This window comes from Castellaniella sp. (assembly GCF_034674885.1).
GTDB lineage: Bacteria > Pseudomonadota > Gammaproteobacteria > Burkholderiales > Burkholderiaceae_B > Castellaniella.
The window spans coordinates 42,611-61,541 of the sequence record NZ_JAUCDS010000011.1 but is presented as its reverse complement, the minus strand read 5'-3'; the positions used below and the strand labels follow the sequence as shown (position 1 = coordinate 61,541).

General features: G+C 67.4%; 15 protein-coding genes. 11 read left to right on the top strand and 4 right to left on the bottom strand.

The genetic code is table 11. The features are described 5' to 3' along the window. Window positions 1–3: 3 nt before the first annotated feature. From VDP74_RS08340 to VDP74_RS08305, 8 genes are all read left to right on the top strand, one after another. On the top strand, window positions 4–255 hold the full coding sequence (locus tag VDP74_RS08340) for a phosphopantetheine-binding protein (RefSeq protein ID WP_322999162.1): 252 nt from the start codon (window positions 4–6) through the stop codon (window positions 253–255). Further along, the gene (locus VDP74_RS08335) at window positions 252–4,268 is read left to right on the top strand and encodes an amino acid adenylation domain-containing protein (protein WP_322999161.1); all 4,017 of its coding nucleotides are present in this window, start codon (window positions 252–254) and stop codon (window positions 4,266–4,268) included. Before VDP74_RS08340 ends, VDP74_RS08335 begins: the two co-directional genes overlap by 4 nt. Continuing rightward, window positions 4,265–5,380, top strand: a complete 1,116-nt coding sequence (locus tag VDP74_RS08330) for a YncE family protein (protein WP_322999160.1) — start codon at window positions 4,265–4,267, stop codon at window positions 5,378–5,380. Before VDP74_RS08335 ends, VDP74_RS08330 begins: the two co-directional genes overlap by 4 nt. A 2-nt stretch (window positions 5,381–5,382) precedes the next feature. After that, window positions 5,383–6,546 (top strand): isochorismate synthase, encoded by a 1,164-nt coding sequence (locus VDP74_RS08325; protein ID WP_322999159.1) that lies wholly within the window; start codon window positions 5,383–5,385, stop codon window positions 6,544–6,546. Beyond that, window positions 6,543–7,214, top strand: coding sequence for an isochorismatase family protein (locus VDP74_RS08320; protein WP_322999158.1), 672 nt, complete (start codon window positions 6,543–6,545; stop codon window positions 7,212–7,214). Before VDP74_RS08325 ends, VDP74_RS08320 begins: the two co-directional genes overlap by 4 nt. After that, on the top strand, window positions 7,211–8,077 hold the full coding sequence (gene dhbA / locus VDP74_RS08315; protein WP_322999157.1) for a 2,3-dihydro-2,3-dihydroxybenzoate dehydrogenase: 867 nt from the start codon (window positions 7,211–7,213) through the stop codon (window positions 8,075–8,077). The genes VDP74_RS08320 and dhbA overlap by 4 nt, the downstream gene beginning before the upstream one ends. A gap of 281 nt (window positions 8,078–8,358) precedes the next feature. Then, window positions 8,359–13,056 carry a glutamate synthase-related protein gene (locus VDP74_RS08310; protein ID WP_322999156.1) on the top strand — a complete coding sequence of 1,566 codons (4,698 nt, stop codon included), beginning with the start codon at window positions 8,359–8,361 and terminating at the stop codon, window positions 13,054–13,056. A 15-nt stretch (window positions 13,057–13,071) separates the two neighbouring features. Then, window positions 13,072–14,535, top strand: a complete 1,464-nt coding sequence (locus VDP74_RS08305; RefSeq protein WP_322999155.1) for a glutamate synthase subunit beta — start codon at window positions 13,072–13,074, stop codon at window positions 14,533–14,535. 29 nt (window positions 14,536–14,564) lie between these two features. Here VDP74_RS08305 and VDP74_RS08300 read toward each other — a convergent pair whose 3' ends face one another. The 4 genes from VDP74_RS08300 to VDP74_RS08285 all read right to left on the bottom strand — a co-directional run bounded on the left by VDP74_RS08300 (window position 14,565) and on the right by VDP74_RS08285 (window position 16,635). Then, entirely contained in the window at window positions 14,565–15,062 is a 498-nt protein-coding gene (locus VDP74_RS08300; RefSeq protein WP_322999154.1) for a hypothetical protein, read from the bottom strand. Between the two features lie 110 nt (window positions 15,063–15,172). Continuing rightward, the gene (locus tag VDP74_RS08295; RefSeq protein WP_322999153.1) at window positions 15,173–15,634 is read right to left on the bottom strand and encodes a periplasmic heavy metal sensor; all 462 of its coding nucleotides are present in this window, start codon (window positions 15,632–15,634) and stop codon (window positions 15,173–15,175) included. Continuing rightward, window positions 15,631–16,077 carry a hypothetical protein gene (locus VDP74_RS08290; protein ID WP_322999152.1) on the bottom strand — a complete coding sequence of 149 codons (447 nt, stop codon included), beginning with the start codon at window positions 16,075–16,077 and terminating at the stop codon, window positions 15,631–15,633. Before VDP74_RS08290 ends, VDP74_RS08295 begins: the two co-directional genes overlap by 4 nt. A 12-nt stretch (window positions 16,078–16,089) precedes the next feature. Continuing rightward, complete coding sequence (locus VDP74_RS08285) at window positions 16,090–16,635, bottom strand: RNA polymerase sigma factor (RefSeq protein ID WP_322999151.1); 546 nt, start codon at window positions 16,633–16,635, stop codon at window positions 16,090–16,092. Between the two features lie 142 nt (window positions 16,636–16,777). On the opposite strand from VDP74_RS08285, the gene VDP74_RS08280 reads away from it, so the two are divergent. From VDP74_RS08280 to mlaD, 3 genes are read left to right on the top strand one after another with little or no spacing between them, the layout of a single operon-like run. Then, on the top strand, window positions 16,778–17,599 hold the full coding sequence (locus VDP74_RS08280; RefSeq protein WP_322999150.1) for an ABC transporter ATP-binding protein: 822 nt from the start codon (window positions 16,778–16,780) through the stop codon (window positions 17,597–17,599). Then, entirely contained in the window at window positions 17,596–18,384 is a 789-nt protein-coding gene (mlaE, locus tag VDP74_RS08275) for a lipid asymmetry maintenance ABC transporter permease subunit MlaE (protein WP_322999149.1), read from the top strand. Before VDP74_RS08280 ends, mlaE begins: the two co-directional genes overlap by 4 nt. A gap of 10 nt (window positions 18,385–18,394) precedes the next feature. Beyond that, a complete protein-coding gene (gene mlaD / locus VDP74_RS08270) occupies window positions 18,395–18,901 on the top strand; it encodes an outer membrane lipid asymmetry maintenance protein MlaD (protein WP_322999148.1) in 507 nt (168 codons plus the stop codon). Window positions 18,902–18,931 lie beyond the last annotated feature (30 nt).

The following is an 18,931-nucleotide window of genomic DNA, read 5'->3' as shown; positions in this document are numbered from 1 at the left end:
TCTATGCACCGACTGACTCTGGAACGCATGCGCGCCGACATCGCCCGCATGCTGCACGAAGCCCCTGAAGACATCCTGGATGACGACAACCTGATGGATCTGGGCCTGGATTCGATGCGCCTGATGAAACTCGCATCCCAATGGCGCGAAGCCGGCGCTCGCGTGGAATTCGCCGACCTGGCAGTCGAGGCCACGCTGGGCCAATGGTGGACGCTGGTGTCCAGGGCCACATCGGCCAGCGCCGGCCAGCCATGATGGCGGACACCGCATTGCCGCCGGCGCCCAGGGTGGTGCCATCATCCGCCATGGGCACGGCGGATCCGGCCTGGGTGCCGCTGACCGAGGCCCAGGAAGGCCTGTGGTATGCCCAGCGCCTGGACCCCGCCAACCCCATCTTCAATCCGGCCCACTGCACGACGCTGCGCAGCCCGCTGGACGTGCCGCGCTTCGTGCGCGCCGTCGACCAGGCACTGTCCGAGGCCCAATCCCTGTCGCTGCGCTTTGCGCACGGGCCCAAAGGCCCGGTGCAGGCGCTTGATCCGGCGCGCGTGCCGCACCTGGACGTGCGCGACCTGCGCGATCAACCGCAGGGCAGCGCGCACCAGGACGCCTGGGCCTGGATCCGCACCGACCTGACCCGGCCGGTCGACCCCCTGATCGATCCGCTGTCGCGCCAGGTGCTGTTTCTGTGCGGCCCGTCCCTGGTCCTGTGGTACCAGCGCGTCCACCACCTGTCCGCCGACGGCTACGGCATGGCGCTGATCGAGAGCCGCGCCATCAAGCTGTATGCCGCGCCCGATCATAGCGGCACGCCCCTGGCGCCGCTGGCTCCGGTCTGGGCGGAAGACCTGGCCTGGCGCGGCAGCGAAACCCGCACCCGCGCCCGCGCGTTCTGGCGGGCGCACTGCGAAGGCCACGTGCCGTCCGCCAGCCTGACGACGCGTGCGGCGCTCAGCGCAGCGACCTGCCTGCGCCTCGAGCACAGCGCACCCCAGGCCCTGATCCAGGCCCTGCAGGCGCAGGAAGCCGCCGCCGATATCAGCTGGCCCGACATCCTGACGACCCTGGGAGCAGCCTACGTGGCGCGTCATCTGGGCCCCGCCGACTGCGTGGTGGGCGTGCCCGCCATGGGCCGCCTGGGCAGCCGCAGCGCCCGCGCCGTGACCACCACCATGAACGTGGCGCCCTGGATCTGCTCCCTGGATGAGTCCGCCCCGCTGCCCGACATGCTGGCCGACGCCGCCCGCGCATTGCGCGGCCTGCGCCGCCACAGCCGCTACCGCGCGGAACAGCTGCGCCGCGATCTGGCCCTGCCCGGCGGCCTGACACGCCTGCACGGCCCCATCCTGAACGTGCTGCCCTTCGATGCCCCCTACGCAGCCGCCGGCCTGGACGCCTCGCAAGCCGTGCTGTGCACCGGCCCCGTCGAAGATCTGACGTTCAGCTTTCGCGCGGCTCCCGACGGCAACGGCCTGCGCATTGAGATCGAAGCCAACCCGGATCTCTACACGGCCGCGCAGGCGCAGGCCCACCTGGATCGCCTGACCACGTTCCTGTCGGCTGCTCTGGCCGCTTTCCGGCTGGCGGACGTGCCCACCCTGACACCGGCCGAACACGAACGCTGGGTGTTGGCCCCCAACCGCACCGACCACCCCGTGCCCGAGGGCACGCTGTGGTCGCGCATCCACGACCGCCTCCGCGCTCATCCTGGCCGCGTCGGCCTGCAGGACGCGACAGGCGGCGCCCGTGCCTGGACGTGCGCCGACATCGACACCTGGACAGAAACGGCCGCACACGGCCTGCGGGCCGCCGGCGCCCGACCGGGGACGCTGGTCGCCTTGGCCCTGCCGCGATCCGCCGAGCGGGTGCTATGCCTGCTGGCCATCCTGCGCAGCGGCGCCGCCTACCTGCCGCTGGATCCGCAGCAGCCCGCCGCGCGCCTGCGCCAGATCCTGGGCGATGCCCAGGCCTGCGCCCTGATCGGGCCTGCGGCGCTATGCGATGGCCTGACAACCCGGCCGCTGTCGGTGGCCGCCCTGGCCGGCCCCCCGAACGCGCCAGGCCCGCAGGCGACACCAGACACCCCGGCACGGGAGGCCACCCCGGACGACCCCGCCTACGTCATCTATACCTCCGGGTCCACCGGCGTGCCCAAGGGTGTGATCGTGTCGCACGCGGCCATCGTCAACCGTCTGGAATGGATGCGGGAACACTACGCCATCGGCCCGGACGACCGCATACTGCAAAAGACGCCCGCCACCTTCGACGTGTCGGTCTGGGAACTGTTCCTGCCCTTTCTCAGCGGCGCCCGCCTGATGGTGGCCCCGCCCGGAGCCCACCGCGACCCTGCCTGGCTGTGCCGCCTGATCCGCAGCCACGCCATCACAGTGCTGCACTTCGTGCCATCGATGCTGGCGGCGATCCTGGACGAGCCTGCCACCCAAGGCCTGCGGGCACGGCTGGTCTTTTGCAGCGGCGAGGCGCTGCCGGCCGCGCTGCGCGACCGTTTCCACCAGATCCTGCACGCGGAACTGCATAACCTGTACGGTCCCACAGAGGCCGCCGTGGATGTGTCCTGCTGGCCCGCCACCGCTGACGACGACAGCCAGCCCATCCCCATCGGATGGCCGGTCTGGAACACCCGACTGCACGTGCTCGACGCCCTGCTGCGGCCCGTGCCTCCCGGCACGCCGGGCCAGCTGTACCTGGGCGGACGGCAGCTGGCCATCGGCTACCTGGGCCGACCCGACTTGACGACCGAACGCTTCATTCCCGCCCCGGCTGGCCTGCCGGACGACCGCCTGTATGCCACCGGCGACCTGGCCACGCGCCGCACAGACGGCGCCATCGTCTACCTGGGCCGCCTGGACCACCAGGTCAAGCTGCGCGGCCAGCGCATCGAACTGGGCGAGATCGAGGCCGTCCTGGCCGCCCGACCGGAGGTCGCGCAAGTCGCCGTGCTGGCTCGCGAAGACCAGCCCGGCCATGCGCTGCTGGCGGCCTATCTGGTGGCCGAACCCGGCCACGCACCCGATCCGGAGACCCTGGCCGCTCACACGGCGGCGCTGCTGCCGGACTACATGGTGCCCTCGTCCTGGGTTCTGCTGCCCAGCCTGCCGGTGACCGCCAACGGTAAGCTCGACCGCAAGGCGCTGCCTGTCCCGGAACAGACGCACCAGGCGCCAGGGCGGCCACTGCGCACCGCCACGGAACACCGGGTCGCCCGCGAGATCCAGACCGTCCTGGGGCTGGCGGACGCCCCCTGCGCAGACGACGATTTCTTCGCCCTGGGCGGACACTCCCTGCTGGCAGCCCGGCTGGCCCTGCAACTGCGCGACGCGCATGAGATCTCGCTGGGCACGGTGTTCCAGTATCCGACCGTTGCGCGTCTGGCGGCCCATCTGGATGCCTTGCAGGACAGCCCCGTCGAGGCGTCCCAGGCCGGCTTCGGCCCCATCGTGACGTTGCGCGAGGCCCCGGGCCGACCAGCGCTGTTCTGCATCCACCCGGCCGGCGGCCTGTCCTGGTGCTATGGCGCCCTGGCTCGCGCCCTGTCGACGCCGCGCACCGTCCATGGCATCCAGGCGCCCGCGCTGGCCCTGGATGGCAGCCGCCCATTTGCCAGCCTGGCAGACATGGCCTGCCGCTATGCGGACCTGCTGCAATCGCTGCAGGCGGCCGGCCCCTACCATCTGGCGGGCTGGTCCGTCGGCGGCATCCTGGCACACGCCGTGGCGGCGGAACTGCAGCAGCGCGGCCACGCCGTGGGAACAGTCGCCCTGCTGGACGCCTATCCCTGCGAAGTCTGGCGCTCGCGCCCCGATCCCGCCCCCGAAAACCTGTACAAGGCGCTGCTGCACATCGCTGGAGCCGATCCCCAGGCACTGCCGCCCGATCAGCTGAACCGCGCCGGCGTCGTCGCATTCCTGCGGGCCGGACAACACCCCCTGGGGGAACTATCCGACGCCCGGCTGGACGCCGTCTTCGATACGGTCAGCCACACCAACAGTTTGGTGCGCAGCCACCTGCACACGTCCTATGCCGGCGCCGTGCTGCATTTTCAGGCCGCTCTGGAACATGAGGATCCAGGCCTGAGTCCACCATCCTGGCTGCCGCACGTGGACGCGCTGACCGTCCACGCCATCCCCGCGACGCATGCCGCCCTGCCGAGCGCGCCAGCCGTCGCCCGCATTGCTCCCATTCTGGACGCCTGCCTGGCAGCCGCCGACGCATCGACCCCTGTCTCTTTGAACAAGGAAACCGCATGATTCCGAACCCGTTCCTTCGCATCCCGCGCCGCGCCGCGAAGCTCCTGCTGGCTGGCGCCATCCTGGGCCTGGCGGCCGGCTGCGCCACGCAGGACCCGGCCGCCCAGGCGTCCCCGGCCGCGACGGCCGTGCCCGAATGGACGTTGCAAGCCCAGTCCATCGACCTGGTGCCCGGCGTCTACCAGGGCGCCTACAGCGTCCGTTCACAGGCCCTGTACGTTGCCAGCGCCGTGGGCCGTCCGCCCGTGCGCGAATCGCGCGTCACGAAGTTCGACCCGGCCCATCTGCGCATCGCGGCCGCGATCACACCTGCGGCGCAAGCCAGCCGCCACGACGGGCAAATCCAGGCCGCCTACGGCATCGCCGTGGATGACGCCCACGGACAGGTCTGGACCAGCAACACCCGCAGCGGATCGGTTGCGATCTACCGGCAGGCGGACCTAGCCCTGGTCCAGCAGTTCCCCGACGACAGCACGCCGCATGCCCGCGACGTGCTGATCGACGCCGCCCACAACCGCGCCTACGTGTCCTCGCCCGCTGGCAACACGATCCATGTGTTCGACACGGCCACGCTGCAGGCGCTGCCAGGCATCACCGTCAGCGGCGCGGGCGACATGCCCAAACTCATGAGCCTGGCCCTGGATGCCGGGCACCAGCGCCTGTACGCCGTCAGCCTGAACACCGCCGAGGTGTTCGCCATCGACACCGTCACCGGCCGCCAGATCGCCCGCCACGCCGTGCCCGGTGTCCAGGGCGCCTCGGGTATCGCCGTGGACGCCCAGGCGCAACGCCTGTACGTCGCCGCCCAGAAATCGGGGGATGTCACCGTGCTGGACGCGCGCGACGGCCGGGTGCTGCGACGGGTGCCGACCGGCGCGGGCGCCCTGAACGTGGCCTTCGATCCCCTGCGCCGCCTGGCCTACGTCGCCAATCGGGGCGCAGGAACCATCACGGTGCTGAACGATGCGGGGACTGTCCAGGCGCAGATCGCCACGGGCTCCGCCCCCAACCACATTGCCATTGACCCCCAGGGCATCGCCTGGGCGCTGATCAAGCAAAGCAAGAACGATCCGCGCGGCGACCGCCTGGTCCGCATCGAGGCCCGCCGCTGATCATGGACATGCCGACCCGCGTCATCCCCAATCCGGACGTCGAACCGGATGCAGCGTCCGGCTTTTTGCCGGGCGACTGCCTGTTTGCCTCGCAGGGCAAGGTATTTCATGGACGCGGCTGCCTGCTGCAGCACGAAACCCGGGGCGACGTCGGGGCTCAAGCCGCCCAGTTGCTGACCGCAGCGGCGGCCACCCAGGCCGCCCCGGTGCTGCTGGGGCTGCTGCCCTACGACCCCGCCCGCCCGGCCCAACTGCGGGTGCCCCAGGCCTGGATGCGCACGCAGGCCCCGCAGGACCTGCCGACGGCCCATCTGCCGGCCATCCTGCACAGCCATGAGCACCCGACCGGCATCCAGTACGAACAGGGCGTGCGCGATGCCCTGAAGCGGTTGAACGACGAGGCGGCGCTGCGCAAGCTGGTCCTGGCCCGCACGCTGCGCCTGGAGCTGGCCCAGGCCGCCGATCTGCCCTGCCTGATCGGCCGGCTGTGGCAACGCAACCCGCACGGCTACACCTATGCCATGCCGCTGGATGCGGACGGCGCCTACTTCGTGGGCGCCAGCCCCGAACTGCTGGTGCGTCGCCAGGGCCGCCGGGTCTACGTCCACCCGCTGGCGGGCACCGCCGCCCGCCACCCGGACGCCGAGACGGACACACGCCTCGGGCAGGCCCTGCTGGACTCGCCCAAGGACCTGCGCGAGCATGCCGTGGTGGTCGAGGCCATCGACGCCGTCCTGCGCCCGCTGTGTCGCACCCTGGACATCCCCGCCCGCCCCAGCCTGACCTCGACAGCACGACTTTGGCACCTGGGCACCCCCATCGTCGGCGAACTGGCCGACCCCGCCACCACCGCTCTGGATCTGGCCATCGCCCTGCATCCCACCCCGGCGGTCTGCGGCCTGCCGACGCAGGATGCCCGCCGGGCCATCGCCGACATCGAACCCTTCGATCGCGGCTACTTCGCCGGCGCCGTGGGCTGGTGCGACACGCGCGGCGACGGCATCTGGTCGGTCGCCATCCGCTGCGCCCAGACAATAGGTCATACCGTGACCCTGTACGCCGGCGCCGGCATCGTCCCCGGCTCGGTGCCCGAACAGGAACGCATCGAGACCGGCAACAAACTGCGCACCATCCTGGACGCGCTGGGACTGGAGTCCGCCCCATGAGCATTCCCGCACTGCCTTCTTACCCCATGCCGGCCGGCCCGGTAGACAACCGCGTGGGCTGGCGGCCCGATGCCCGCCGCGCAGCGCTGCTGATCCACGACATGCAGGATTATTTCCTGGGCAAGTACGACGTCACGCAGGCGCCGATTCCGGCGCTGATCGAAGCTATCTCCCGCCTGCGCGCGCGCTGCGATGCTCTGGACATTCCGGTGTTCTACACCGCGCAGCCTCCCGTGCAGCCAGCCGCCGATCGTGCACTGCTGAACGATTTCTGGGGGCCGGGCCTGACCGCCCCAGGCCAACAGGCCGGCGCGGACATCACGCCCACCCTGCGACCCCGCCCGCAGGACATCATCCTGACGAAATGGCGCTATAGCGCCTTCCAGCGATCCGACTTCCGCCAGCAGCTGGCGGACCTGGGTCGCGACCAGTTGATCATCACGGGCGTCTACGCGCACATCGGCTGCCTGAGCACCGCCCTGGAGGCATTCATGCTGGACGTGCAGCCCTTTCTGGCGCTGGACGCCTGCGCGGATTTCAGCCTGGAAGACCACCGCATGGCCGTTCGCCACGTATCGCGCAACTGCGGCGCCAGCCTGGACACCAACCAGATCCTGGACGCATTGAACGAGGCCACGACATCAACGCCCCCGGAGACCACCGCATGACACAGATTCCAGGCACTCCCGCCTCGTCCACGCTGCACGGCACCCCCTCGACGGCGCCTGGCGACTTCCACAACCGTCACATTCTGGTCACGGGCGCTGCCAGCGGCATCGGCGCGGCCGTCGCCCGACAGCTGCTGGCCCTGGGTGCCCGGGTGTCCGCCGTCGATCTGCAGGCGCAGGGCTTGCAGGCCCTTCATGCGGCAGCCCCCTTGGACGGGCCCCAGGCCACCAGTCCCGCCCACCCCAAGCTATGGACCGCTACCCTGGACGTGCGCGACGCCGCGCAGGTGGAACAGATCACCGCCCAGGCCGAGGCGGCCCTCGGTCCCCTGGACGGCCTGGCCAGCGTGGCAGGCGTGCTGGAGATGGGCGAAGTCGTCGACCTGGATGACGCCCAGTGGGCGCATTGCTTTGACGTCAACGCCACGGGTGTGTTCCACGTCTGCCGTTCGGTGGCCCGGCGGCTGCGCGCTCGTCGCACCGGCGCCATGGTCGTCGTCAGTTCCAACGCCGCCGCTACCCCCCGGGCCGGCATGGCCGCCTATGCTGCATCCAAGGCCGCCGTCACGCAGTTCAGCCGCTGCCTGGGCCTGGAGCTCGCGCCGCACGGCATCCGCGTGAACATCGTCTCGCCGGGATCGACCGACACCGCCATGCAGCAGGCCATGTGGGCCCTGGGCAGTTCCCGCGACACCGTCATCCGCGGCGATGCCGCGCACTGGCGCCTGGGCATCCCGCTGGGCAAGATCGCCACCCCGGACGAAATCGCCGCATCCGTGCTGTTCCTGCTGTCGGATCAGGCCAGCCACATCACCCTGCACGATCTGCGCGTGGACGGCGGCGCCACCCTGGACCAAGGCTGACGCCGCACGACCGGTAGACGCCGAGATGGCGTCAGATAGCCCCAAGAATCTTTTCATGATTCCATCGGGGTTTTCCCTGCAATCAAACGTTCACCGAAAACAAAATTGGTCTATTTTTCACAGAATATGATGTGTCCCCGTTATTTGAAATAAATCGGCATATCAATCATAAATAGGGACGCATCAAATAAAAACCTATTGTCTACAGGGGTTTGGCAGCGTAATTTTCTGATTCCACCGGACGACGGTGGTATTTGCGATTCCGTCTTGCGAGCCCTGCCATGACCCACCCCATTTCCTGTCCCCCCGGCCTGCCGGCCGCCCAGGGTCTCTATCACCCCGAATACGAACACGACGCCTGCGGCGTGGGTTTCGTGGCCCACATCGAAGGCCATAAAAGCCATTCCGTCATCCAGCAGGCGCTGAAGATCCTGGAAAACCTGGATCACCGGGGCGCGGTGGGCGCCGACGAACTGATGGGCGACGGCGCGGGCATCCTGATCCAGATCCCCGATCAGCTGTACCGCGAAGACATGGCCAGCCAGGGCGTCGCCCTGCCCCCGCCAGACGACTACGGCGTGGCCATGGTCTTCCTGCCCAAGGAAACCGCATCGCGCCTGGCCTGCGAGCGCGAACTGGAACGCGCCGTGCGTGACGAAGGCCAGGTCGTGCTGGGCTGGCGCGACGTGCCCATCGACCACGAAATGGAGATGTCGCCCACGGTGCACGCCTGCGAACCCGTGATCCGCCAGCTGTTCATCGGCCGGGGCCCGGATATCATGGTGCCCGACGCGCTGGAACGCAAACTCTACGTCATCCGCAAGACGGCCAGCCACGCCATCCAGCGCATGCAGCTGGCACACGGCCAGGAATATTTCGTACCGTCGATCTCGGTGCGCACCGTCGTCTACAAGGGCCTGCTGCTGGCCAGCCAGGTCGGCGTCTACTACCGCGACCTGACCGATACCCGCGTGGCCTCCGCCCTGGCGATGGTCCACCAGCGCTTTTCCACCAACACCTTCCCCGCCTGGCCGCTGGCCCACCCCTACCGCATGATCGCGCACAACGGCGAGATCAATACGGTCAAGGGCAACTTCAACTGGTTGCGCGCACGCGAAGGCGTGATGACCTCCGCCGTACTGGGCGACGACCTGGCCAAGCTCTACCCCATCGTCTACGAAGGCCAATCGGATACGGCCACGTTCGACAACTGCCTGGAATTGCTGGTCATGTCCGGCTATTCTCTGGCCCACGCTATGATGATCATGATCCCGGAGGCCTGGGAACAGCACGCGGACATGGACGAGTCGCGGCGCGCGTTCTACGAATACCACGCGGCCATGATGGAGCCCTGGGACGGCCCGGCCGCCGTGACCTTCACCGATGGCCGCCAGATCGGCGCCACGCTGGACCGCAACGGCCTGCGCCCGGCCCGCTACCTGATCACCGACGACAAGATGGTGGTCCTGGCCTCCGAGGCCGGCACCCTGCCCATTCCCGAACACCGCATCGTCAAGAAATGGCGCCTGCAGCCCGGCAAGATGCTGCTGATCGACCTGCAGCAGGGCCGCATCATCGAAGACGCCGAAATCAAGGCGCAACTGGCCAACGCCCACCCCTACCCGCAGTGGATCGAACGCCTGCGCATGAAGCTCGACGACCTGCCAGTCCTGAAGGCCGACGACCTGCCCGAACCCTCCGCCAGCCTGCTGGACCGCCAGCAGGCCTTTGGCTGGACCCAGGAAGACATCAAGTTCATCCTGGAACCCATGGCCAGCACCGGCCAGGAAGCCATCGGATCCATGGGCAATGACGCGCCGTTGACCGTCCTGTCGGATCGGCCCAAGCCCTTCTACCACTACTTCCGCCAGATGTTCGCCCAGGTGACGAACCCACCGATCGACTCGATCCGCGAACAGCTGGTGATGTCGCTGGTGTCGTTCATCGGGCCCAAGCCCAATCTGCTGGACATCAACAACGTCAACCCGCCGCTGCGCCTGGAGATCAGCCAGCCCGTGCTGGACCAGGCCGCCATGGCGCAACTGCGCCACATCAGCAGCCAGACCAACGACAAGTTCCGCTGCTGCGAACTGGATATCACCTACCCGGTCGCCTGGGGCCGCGAAGGCATCGAAGCCTGCCTGGCATCCCTGTGCGCCACGGCCGCCGACGCCGTGCGCAGCGGCAACAACATCCTGCTGCTGAGCGACCGCAAGGTCGACGCCGAACGCGTCGCCATCCCTGCGCTGCTGGCCACATCCGCCATCCACCAGCACCTGATCCGTGCCGGCCTGCGCACCAAGACCGGCCTGGTCGTGGAAACCGGGTCCGCCCGCGAGACGCACCACTTCGCGCTGCTGGCGGGCTACGGGGCCGAGGCCATCCACCCCTGGCTGGCCCTGGAGGTCCTCTCGACACTCGACGAGAAAATCCCCCATGCCACGGAAAACTACATCAAGGCCATCGGCAAGGGCCTGAAAAAGGTCATGTCCAAGATGGGCATCTCGACCTATATGTCCTATACCGGCGCGCAGATCTTCGAGGCCGTCGGCCTGCACAGCAGCCTGGTGAAGAAATACTTCACCGGCACGCCCAGCAACATCGAGGGCATCGACATCTTCCAGGTGGCGGAAGAATCCCTGCGCACGCACCAGGCGGCCTTTGGCGCCAGCCCCGTGCTGGCCGACCGCCTGGACGAAGGCGGCGACTACGCGTACCGCATTCGCGGCGAAGAGCACCTGTGGACGCCCGATTCCATCGCCAAACTGCAGCACGCCACCCGCGCCAACAACTATTCCACTTTCAAGGAATACGCCCAGCTCATCAACGACCAGTCGCGCCGCCACATGACACTGCGCGGCCTGTTCGAATTCCGAGTCGACCCGGCACAGGCCATCCCACTGTCCGAAGTCGAATCCGCCAAGGAAATCGTCAAGCGCTTCGCCACCGGCGCCATGTCGCTGGGCTCCATTTCCACCGAGGCCCACACCACGCTGGCCGTGGCCATGAACCGTATCGGCGGCAAATCCAACACGGGCGAAGGCGGCGAGGATGCCCTGCGCTACCGGGCCGAAATGCGTGCCGGCAAGCCCACCGTGCGCAAGGGCGACTCGCTCGCCTCGGTCCTGGGCAAGGACCGGATCGTGGCCGACGTCCCGCTGGCGGCCGGCGACTCGCTGCGCTCGCGCATCAAGCAGGTAGCCTCGGGGCGTTTCGGCGTCACGGCCGAATACCTGTGCAGCGCCGACCAGATCCAGATCAAGATGGCCCAGGGCGCCAAGCCTGGCGAAGGCGGCCAGCTGCCGGGCCACAAGGTCACGGACTATATCGCCCAGTTGCGCTATTCCGTGCCGGGCGTGGGGCTGATCTCGCCCCCGCCGCACCACGACATCTATTCCATCGAGGATCTGGCCCAGCTGATCCACGACCTGAAGAACGTCAATGAACGCGCCTCCATCTCCGTGAAGCTGGTCGCCGAAGTCGGCGTGGGCACGGTTGCCACCGGTGTGGCCAAGGCCAAGGCCGATCACGTGGTGATCGCCGGCCACGACGGCGGCACGGGCGCATCCCCCGTGTCGTCCATCAAGCACGCCGGCATCCCCTGGGAACTGGGCCTGGCGGAAACCCAGCAGACGCTGGTGCTGAACCGTCTGCGCAGCCGCATCCGCGTGCAGGCCGACGGCCAGATGAAGACCGGCCGCGACGTGGCCATCGCCGCCATGCTGGGCGCCGACGAATTCGGCTTCGCCACGGCGCCACTGATCGTCGAAGGCTGCGTGATGATGCGCAAATGCCATCTGAACACCTGCCCGACCGGCGTGGCGACCCAGGATCCGGTGCTGCGCAAGAAATTCAGCGGCAAGCCCGAATACGTCGTGAACTACTTCTTCTTCGTCGCCGAAGAAGTCCGCGAAATCATGGCGCAGCTGGGCATCCGCACCTTTGATGAACTGATCGGCCGCGTGGACCTGCTGGACATGCGCAAAGGCATCACGCACTGGAAGGCCCACGGCCTGGACTTCAGCCGCATCTTCCACCAGGTGCAGACCGATGATCCCGTGCGCCACACCGACGTCCAGGACCACGGCCTGGCCCACGCGCTGGACCACCAGTTGATCGAGCGCAGCAAGGCCGCCCTGGAACGCGGGGAAAAAGTCTCCTTCATCACACCGGTGCGCAACCGCAATCGCACCATCGGCGCCATGCTGTCGGGTGAAGTCGCCCGGCGCTACGGCCACGAAGGCCTGCCCGACGACACCATCCACATCCAGTGCAACGGCGCGGCCGGCCAGAGTTTCGGCGCTTTCCTCGCGCACGGCGTCACTCTGGACCTGGTGGGCGAAGCCAACGACTACGTCGGCAAGGGCCTGTCGGGCGGCCGCCTGATCGTGCGCTCGCCCAATGACTTCCGGGGCTTTGGCCCGGATCACATCATTGCCGGCAACACCGTGCTCTACGGCGCCACAGGCGGCGAGGCCTACTTCAACGGCGTGGCGGGCGAACGCTTTGCCGTGCGCAATTCCGGCGCCGTCGCGGTCGTCGAGGGCACCGGCGATCATGGCTGCGAATACATGACGGGCGGCACCGTCGTCGTCCTGGGGGAAACCGGCCGCAACTTCGCCGCCGGCATGTCCGGGGGCATCGCCTACGTCTGGGACCCGGAACAGGTCTTCGCTCGGCGCTGCAACAGCGATATGGTGCAACTCGAGCCCATGAGCCCCCACGAGACCCAGCGTCAGGCCGGCGACGTCCAGTTCTGGCACCACCAAAGCCGCGACAGCGAACGCGAAACCGACGAGACCATCGTGCGCCGTCTGGTGGAAAACCATTTCCGCCATACGGGCAGCTTCCGCGCCCGGGAAATCCTGGACGACTGGAACCAGGCCCGCCGCGCCTTCGTCAAAGTCACTCCGACCGAATACCACCGCGCCCTGGGCGAACTGTGGCAAGCCGCCCAAGCCCGCGAACTGGCCGCCTGAAGGAATTACCGCATCATGGGAAAAATCACTGGTTTCATGGAATTCGACCGGATCAAGCCGGCCTACGAGGCGCCTGAAAGCCGCCTGCGTCACTGGAAGGAATTCGTCTCGCCACTGACGAACGAGGAAGCCCGCATCCAGGGCGCCCGCTGCATGGACTGCGGCGTGCCGTTCTGCACTCACGCCTGCCCGGTCAACAACATCATCCCCGACTGGAACGACCTGGTCTACAAACAGGACTGGAAGCGCGCCCTGGACACCCTGCTGTCCACCAACAATTTCCCGGAGTTCACGGGCCGCATCTGCCCCGCGCCCTGCGAGGCCGCCTGCACCCTGAATCTGAACGATACGGCGGTGGGCATCAAATCGATCGAGCACACCATCATCGAACGCGGCTGGCAGGAAGGCTGGGTCATCCCCCAGCCCCCCGCTCGCAAAACCGGCAAGAAAGTCGCCGTCGTCGGGTCAGGGCCCTCAGGCCTGGCCTGTGCCCAGCAACTGGCCCGCGCCGGCCACAGCGTCTCGGTCTATGAGAAAAGCAACCGCATCGGCGGCCTGCTGCGCTATGGCATCCCCGATTTCAAGCTGGAAAAGACCCACATCGACCGGCGCCTGGCGCAAATGGAAGCCGAAGGCGTGGAGTTCTTCCCGTCTACCTACGTCGGCCGCGCCGAGGACGCTGACGACGGCCTGACCGTCGTCACGCCCGACGAACTGCTGGCCCGCCATGATGCCGTCGTGCTGGCGGGCGGCAGCGAGCAGCCGCGCGATCTGCCCGTGCCGGGGCGCGAACTGCGCGGCGTGCATTTCGCCATGGACTTCCTGCGCCAGCAGAACAAAATCAACCACGGCGACCGCATCGCCAAGCCCATCAACGCCAAAGGCAAGCACGTGATCGTCATCGGGGGTGGCGACACCGGTTCGGACTGCGTGGGCACCAGCAACCGCCAGGGCGCGGCCTCGGTCACCCAGTTCGAACTGATGTTCCGCCCGCCGGAAGAAGAAGACAAGATGCTCACCTGGCCGTACTGGCCGATCAAACTGCGCACGTCTTCGTCCCACGAGGAAGGTTGCCAGCGCGATTGGGCCGTCGGCACGCAGGCCTTCGAGGGCAAGGGCGGCAAGGTCGAAAAGCTGGTGGCGACGCGCCTGGAATGGCTGAAAGACAAGGCGACCGGGCAGATGAAGATGCGCGAGGTCAAGGATTCGCGCTTCGAAATGCAGGCCGACCTGGTGCTGCTGGCCATGGGCTTCGTCGCGCCGGTGCGCGCGGTGCTGGACGCTTTCGGTGTCGAGACCAATGGTCGCGGCAACGCGCAGGCCAACACCGACGACTACTGCAGCTCGCGCACCAAGGTCTTTGCCGCTGGCGACATGCGGCGCGGCCAGTCGCTGGTGGTCTGGGCCATCCGCGAAGGCCGCCAATGCGCGCGATCGGTGGACGAATACCTGATGGGCTCGTCGCAACTGCCCCGCTGAAGCAGCCGGACAGTCGCGCGGCCGGCCGATCAGTGCTGAGGGATGCTGACGTTCTTCCAGCCGGGATGGTCGAAGTACTCGCCGTAACGGTTCAGCGCCTGCGCCAACTGCACCACGCCCGACGCGCGCGATTGCCCCGCCTGCTTGCCGCTCACCGTCTCGGTGCCGCCGATCATGTCGGCCAGGATGACGTGCAAGGCCGCATCCGCATCGGGGGCCAGCTTGCAGTGTTCGACGATATAGGCGAATTCCTGACCGGCCTGAGTGCTCAGGGCATCATATTGCGCATCGCTCAACGTGCCGGCATGAGCTGCCGGCAGCGCCGCAACGACGGCCTGCTCCAGCTTGCCCATGGCCAGGCGCAAGGGCGCATCGGTCTCCCACTTCTGGCCATGATTCAGCGTCAAGGGAGCTGCGGAAGCTGCATCATGCTGATGGGCGTCGGCAGCGAAGGCGGGCCCGCCCGCCAGAGTCAGGGGCGCGGCCAGCGCCAGGGCCAGGGCAAGCTGAGAAAAATGCGTTTTCATGAGTCGATTCCTTTCTGAATGGATGGAAATGTCGATCTGACATATCCATCAACGCGCCAACCCGCAGAAAGTTCCCTCCAGCCTGCTTTGCGTGTGATCCGCACGAGGCGCTAACGATGCAGGTGTTCGACTTCGGAGACCTGCTCGCCATATTCGCGCATCAGCAAGGCCCTGAGCGCTGACTGCTGATCGGCAGTCAGCACCTCGCGCTCGGCCAGCAACTGGACGATGACACGTTTCTGCTGCCCGCTCTGCAGGGCTGCGATCTGCGTCTGCAGGTCGGTCAGCTTCTGCTCGTCGGGCTGCGCCGCGAAAATCGCATCCAACAGCGTCTGGCGCAGCGCACGGATATTCACCCAATTGGCCGAAAGATCCTGCAGGAACGGTGTCTCCAATGCGTTCCAGGCCGCTCGTTGATCCGCATCCAGCCCCAGGCGGTCCGCCAGGGCTGCAGGTGGCGCATTCTGCGCATTCCGGGGGGCGGCTCCGTACCGATAGGCGGCCATGCCGATAAAGCCCACATTCAAGGCCAGGGACAGGATGCACAGCGTTTTCAGCGTTCTGGAGGTCATGACCGATCCTTCGGAGTTCCACAAAGTTCAGCGGCCGCACACAGGCCGCCCGGCGGCACCGGATTGAAAAGATCCAGCCGCAGGTCCACTGCCACCGGTCTTTGGGGTGTTACAGGCTCCCAGGACAGATCGGCCAGGCCGACCCCCACAAGCAGCGACGCCGCAGCGGTCAGGCCAACCGGCATCCAGGTATTCCAGCACCGCGCGATCCATGCCCATGCGCGGCGCCGGACCGATGGGCGCGCCGCGTACCGGCGGGAAAAATCCTGCTCCAACACGGGATCCGGCAGGGCCTGCAGTTCCGACGACAAGGCACGCAGATCGGACAGCTCCGCTGCGCAGATCGGGCAGGTCCGGACGTGCGCCGCAATCAGCGTGCGACGCGGCCCGGTCCATTCGGAATCCAGGAAGGCGGACAGCAGGACGGTTCTAGGACAAGGCATGTGCTTCTTCCTTCAGGGGTGGCGCAAGGCGGTCAGCAGAGCCGCCCTCGCGCGAGCGAGGCGGGACCTCACGGTTCCCGGGTTCAGTTCCAGAGTCCGGGCGATATCCTCATAGGACATCTCCTCGATCTCCCGCAGCAGCAGGATTTCACGGTGCGCCGTCGGCAGCGCCGCCAGCGCCGCCTCCAGCTGCAGGACCCGCTGCCGGGTTTCCAGGCGCTCTTCGGGGCCCGGCGCCGAGTCCGGCGTCTCCAGGCCCTCGTCCAGCGGCTGAAATGTCACGCGCTTGGCCCTGCGCAGATGGTCCAGCGCAAGGTTGTGCGCGATGCGAAACAGCCAGGTCCGGAACCGGGCCTCCGGCCGCCAGGACGGCAGTGCCTGGAACGCGCGCATGAATGCATCCTGCGTCAGTTCGCGCGCCGTCTCGGGAATTCCGGTCATCCGCGTCAGATAGCGGTGCATGGCCCCCTGATGCCGCTTCACCAGCCACGAAAAGGCATGCCGATCCCCTGCGCCGGCGCGCAGCGCATATCGGGTATCGTCAGGGTCGGTGTCCATACTCACACACACTTCAACGCACGGCGCCGGAAAAAGTTCCCTGAAGAGTTCAGGCCGTCGCGACTGCTGCACCTAGGATCTCAGAAAATGGCATAGCAGGTACAATTCTTCTCACAGAAAAGAAGAAGCCAGATCCATCCCCATGACCACGCCCCCCGACCCTCTCGTGACCTTCGCCGGCGTTTCGCTGGGCTACGGCGAATTCACGGTGCTGCGCGACATCGACCTGCAGGTCATGCCGGGGCAGGTCGTGGCCATGATGGGCGGATCCGGGTCGGGCAAAACCACGCTGCTGCGAGCCGTCACGGGCCAATTGCCTGCCCAGGCGGGCGCCATCACCGTATTCGGTCGCCGCATGGACGAACTGCGCGGCGAGTCGCTGCGCGAAGCCCGCCAGCGCATGGGCGTGCTGTTCCAGGGTGGCGCCCTGTTCACTGACCTGGACGTCTTCGAAAACGTCGCTTTCCCCCTGCGCGAGCACACCTGCATTTCCGAACAGCAGATCCTCGAAAAGGTGCTCGACAAACTACAGGCCGTCGGCCTGCGAAACGCCGCGCATCTGCGCATTTCAGAGATCTCCGGCGGCATGGCGCGGCGCGTGGCGCTGGCCCGCGCCGTGGTGCTGGAACCCGAACTGATCCTGTACGACGAGCCTTTCGCCGGCCTGGACCCGATTTCCCTGGGCATCACCGCGCAGCTGATCCGCGACATGACCGACAAACTGGGCTGCGCCTCCATCCTGATCACCCACGACGTAGCGGAATCCTTCGCCATCGTGGACCAGGTCTACCTGATCGGCCAGGGGCGACTGATGGCCCAGGGCACGCCGGCCGAACTCTCGGACGCCCAGGACGACTACCTGCAGCAATTCCTGCAAGGCCGCCCGGACGGCCCGATCGGTTTCCACTATCCGCTGACCCCCGCCTTCGAGCGCTGGCTGGCAGCCCGCCGGGGAACGGCATGAACGCATTGTCACGCCGCATCGCCGCGCTGGGCCACGGCTTTGTCTCCATGCTGACGGGCCTGGGCGCCTTCGCCCGCCTGTTCCTGGCCATCCTGGCCCGCAGCAGCATCCTGTGGCGCCGCCCCAGGCTGACGAGCCAGCAGGTGCACTTCATCGGTAACCATTCCCTGCTGATCATCGGGGTCTCGGGCCTGTTCGTGGGCTTTGTCCTGGGGCTGCAGGGCTACTACACCCTGAACCGCTACGGCTCGGAAGAAGCCCTGGGCCTGCTGGTAGCGCTGTCGCTCACCCGCGAACTGGGGCCGGTCGTGACCGCGCTGCTGTTCGCCGGCCGCGCAGGCACCTCGCTCACTGCCGAGATCGGCCTGATGAAAGCCGGCGAACAGCTTTCCGCCATGGAAGTGATGGCCGTCGACCCCATCCGCCGCGTGCTCACGCCGCGCTTCTGGGGCGGTGTCATTGCCATGCCGGTGCTGGCGGCCGTCTTTTCCATGGTCGGCATCCTGGGCGGCTGGTTCGTCGGGGTAGTGCTGATCGGCATCGACCCGGGCGCCTTCTGGTCGCAAATGCAAGGCGGCGTGGACGTCGTCAACGACGTGCTCAACGGAGTCATCAAAAGCCTGGTGTTCGGCGTCGTGGTCACGCTGATCGCCCTGCACCAGGGCTGGACTGCCCTGCCCACCCCCGAAGGGGTGTCCCGCGCAACGACGCGCACAGTCGTCAGCGGCGCCCTGGCCGTGCTGGGACTGGATTTCCTGCTGACGGCGCTGATGTTTGCGCACTGAGGATCATTTCATGACACGCGAAAAAACCGATTTCTGGGTAGGACTGTTCATTCTGCTGGGCCTGATCGCCCTGGTTTTTCTGGCCCTGCGAGCCGGCAACATGAGCTCATTCTCCTTCGCCCCGACCTACCGGGTGCAGGCCCACTTCGATAACATCGGCGGCCTGAAGGTCCGCGCACCCGTGAAAAGCAGCGGGGTCGTCGTCGGGCGCGTGGCGTCCATCGGCTTCGACAACCAGCGATTCCAGGCCACGGTGGCCGTGGACCTGGAACAGCAGTACCAATTCCCGACCGACACGTCGGCCTCCATCCTGACCTCCGGTCTGCTGGGCGAGCAATACATCGGCCTGACCCCGGGCGGCGAGGACAAGAGCCTGGCCAACGGCGGCACCATCGAATTCACCCAGTCGGCCGTCGTGCTGGAAGACCTGATCAGCAAGTTCCTGTACAACTCCGCCGAAAAAGAAGGCTCGGCGGCAGCGCCGCCCGCAGCGCCCGCGGCCAGCGCCTCTCACTGACATCCCGAACGGGCAGGTTACAATGCGCAG

Coding starts and splice junctions, on each gene's coding strand:
- VDP74_RS08305 (WP_322999155.1), top strand. CDS start 13,072: ATGGGAAAAATCACTGGTTTCATGGAATTCGACCGGATCAAGCCGGCC.
- VDP74_RS08340 (WP_322999162.1), top strand. CDS start 4: ATGCACCGACTGACTCTGGAACGCATGCGCGCCGACATCGCCCGCATG.
- VDP74_RS08320 (WP_322999158.1), top strand. CDS start 6,543: ATGAGCATTCCCGCACTGCCTTCTTACCCCATGCCGGCCGGCCCGGTA.
- dhbA (WP_322999157.1), top strand. CDS start 7,211: ATGACACAGATTCCAGGCACTCCCGCCTCGTCCACGCTGCACGGCACC.
- mlaD (WP_322999148.1), top strand. CDS start 18,395: ATGACACGCGAAAAAACCGATTTCTGGGTAGGACTGTTCATTCTGCTG.
- VDP74_RS08295 (WP_322999153.1), bottom strand. CDS start 15,634: ATGACCTCCAGAACGCTGAAAACGCTGTGCATCCTGTCCCTGGCCTTG.
- VDP74_RS08280 (WP_322999150.1), top strand. CDS start 16,778: ATGACCACGCCCCCCGACCCTCTCGTGACCTTCGCCGGCGTTTCGCTG.
- VDP74_RS08285 (WP_322999151.1), bottom strand. CDS start 16,635: ATGGACACCGACCCTGACGATACCCGATATGCGCTGCGCGCCGGCGCA.
- VDP74_RS08310 (WP_322999156.1), top strand. CDS start 8,359: ATGACCCACCCCATTTCCTGTCCCCCCGGCCTGCCGGCCGCCCAGGGT.
- VDP74_RS08290 (WP_322999152.1), bottom strand. CDS start 16,077: ATGCCTTGTCCTAGAACCGTCCTGCTGTCCGCCTTCCTGGATTCCGAA.
- VDP74_RS08330 (WP_322999160.1), top strand. CDS start 4,265: ATGATTCCGAACCCGTTCCTTCGCATCCCGCGCCGCGCCGCGAAGCTC.
- mlaE (WP_322999149.1), top strand. CDS start 17,596: ATGAACGCATTGTCACGCCGCATCGCCGCGCTGGGCCACGGCTTTGTC.
- VDP74_RS08335 (WP_322999161.1), top strand. CDS start 252: ATGATGGCGGACACCGCATTGCCGCCGGCGCCCAGGGTGGTGCCATCA.
- VDP74_RS08300 (WP_322999154.1), bottom strand. CDS start 15,062: ATGAAAACGCATTTTTCTCAGCTTGCCCTGGCCCTGGCGCTGGCCGCG.
- VDP74_RS08325 (WP_322999159.1), top strand. CDS start 5,383: ATGGACATGCCGACCCGCGTCATCCCCAATCCGGACGTCGAACCGGAT.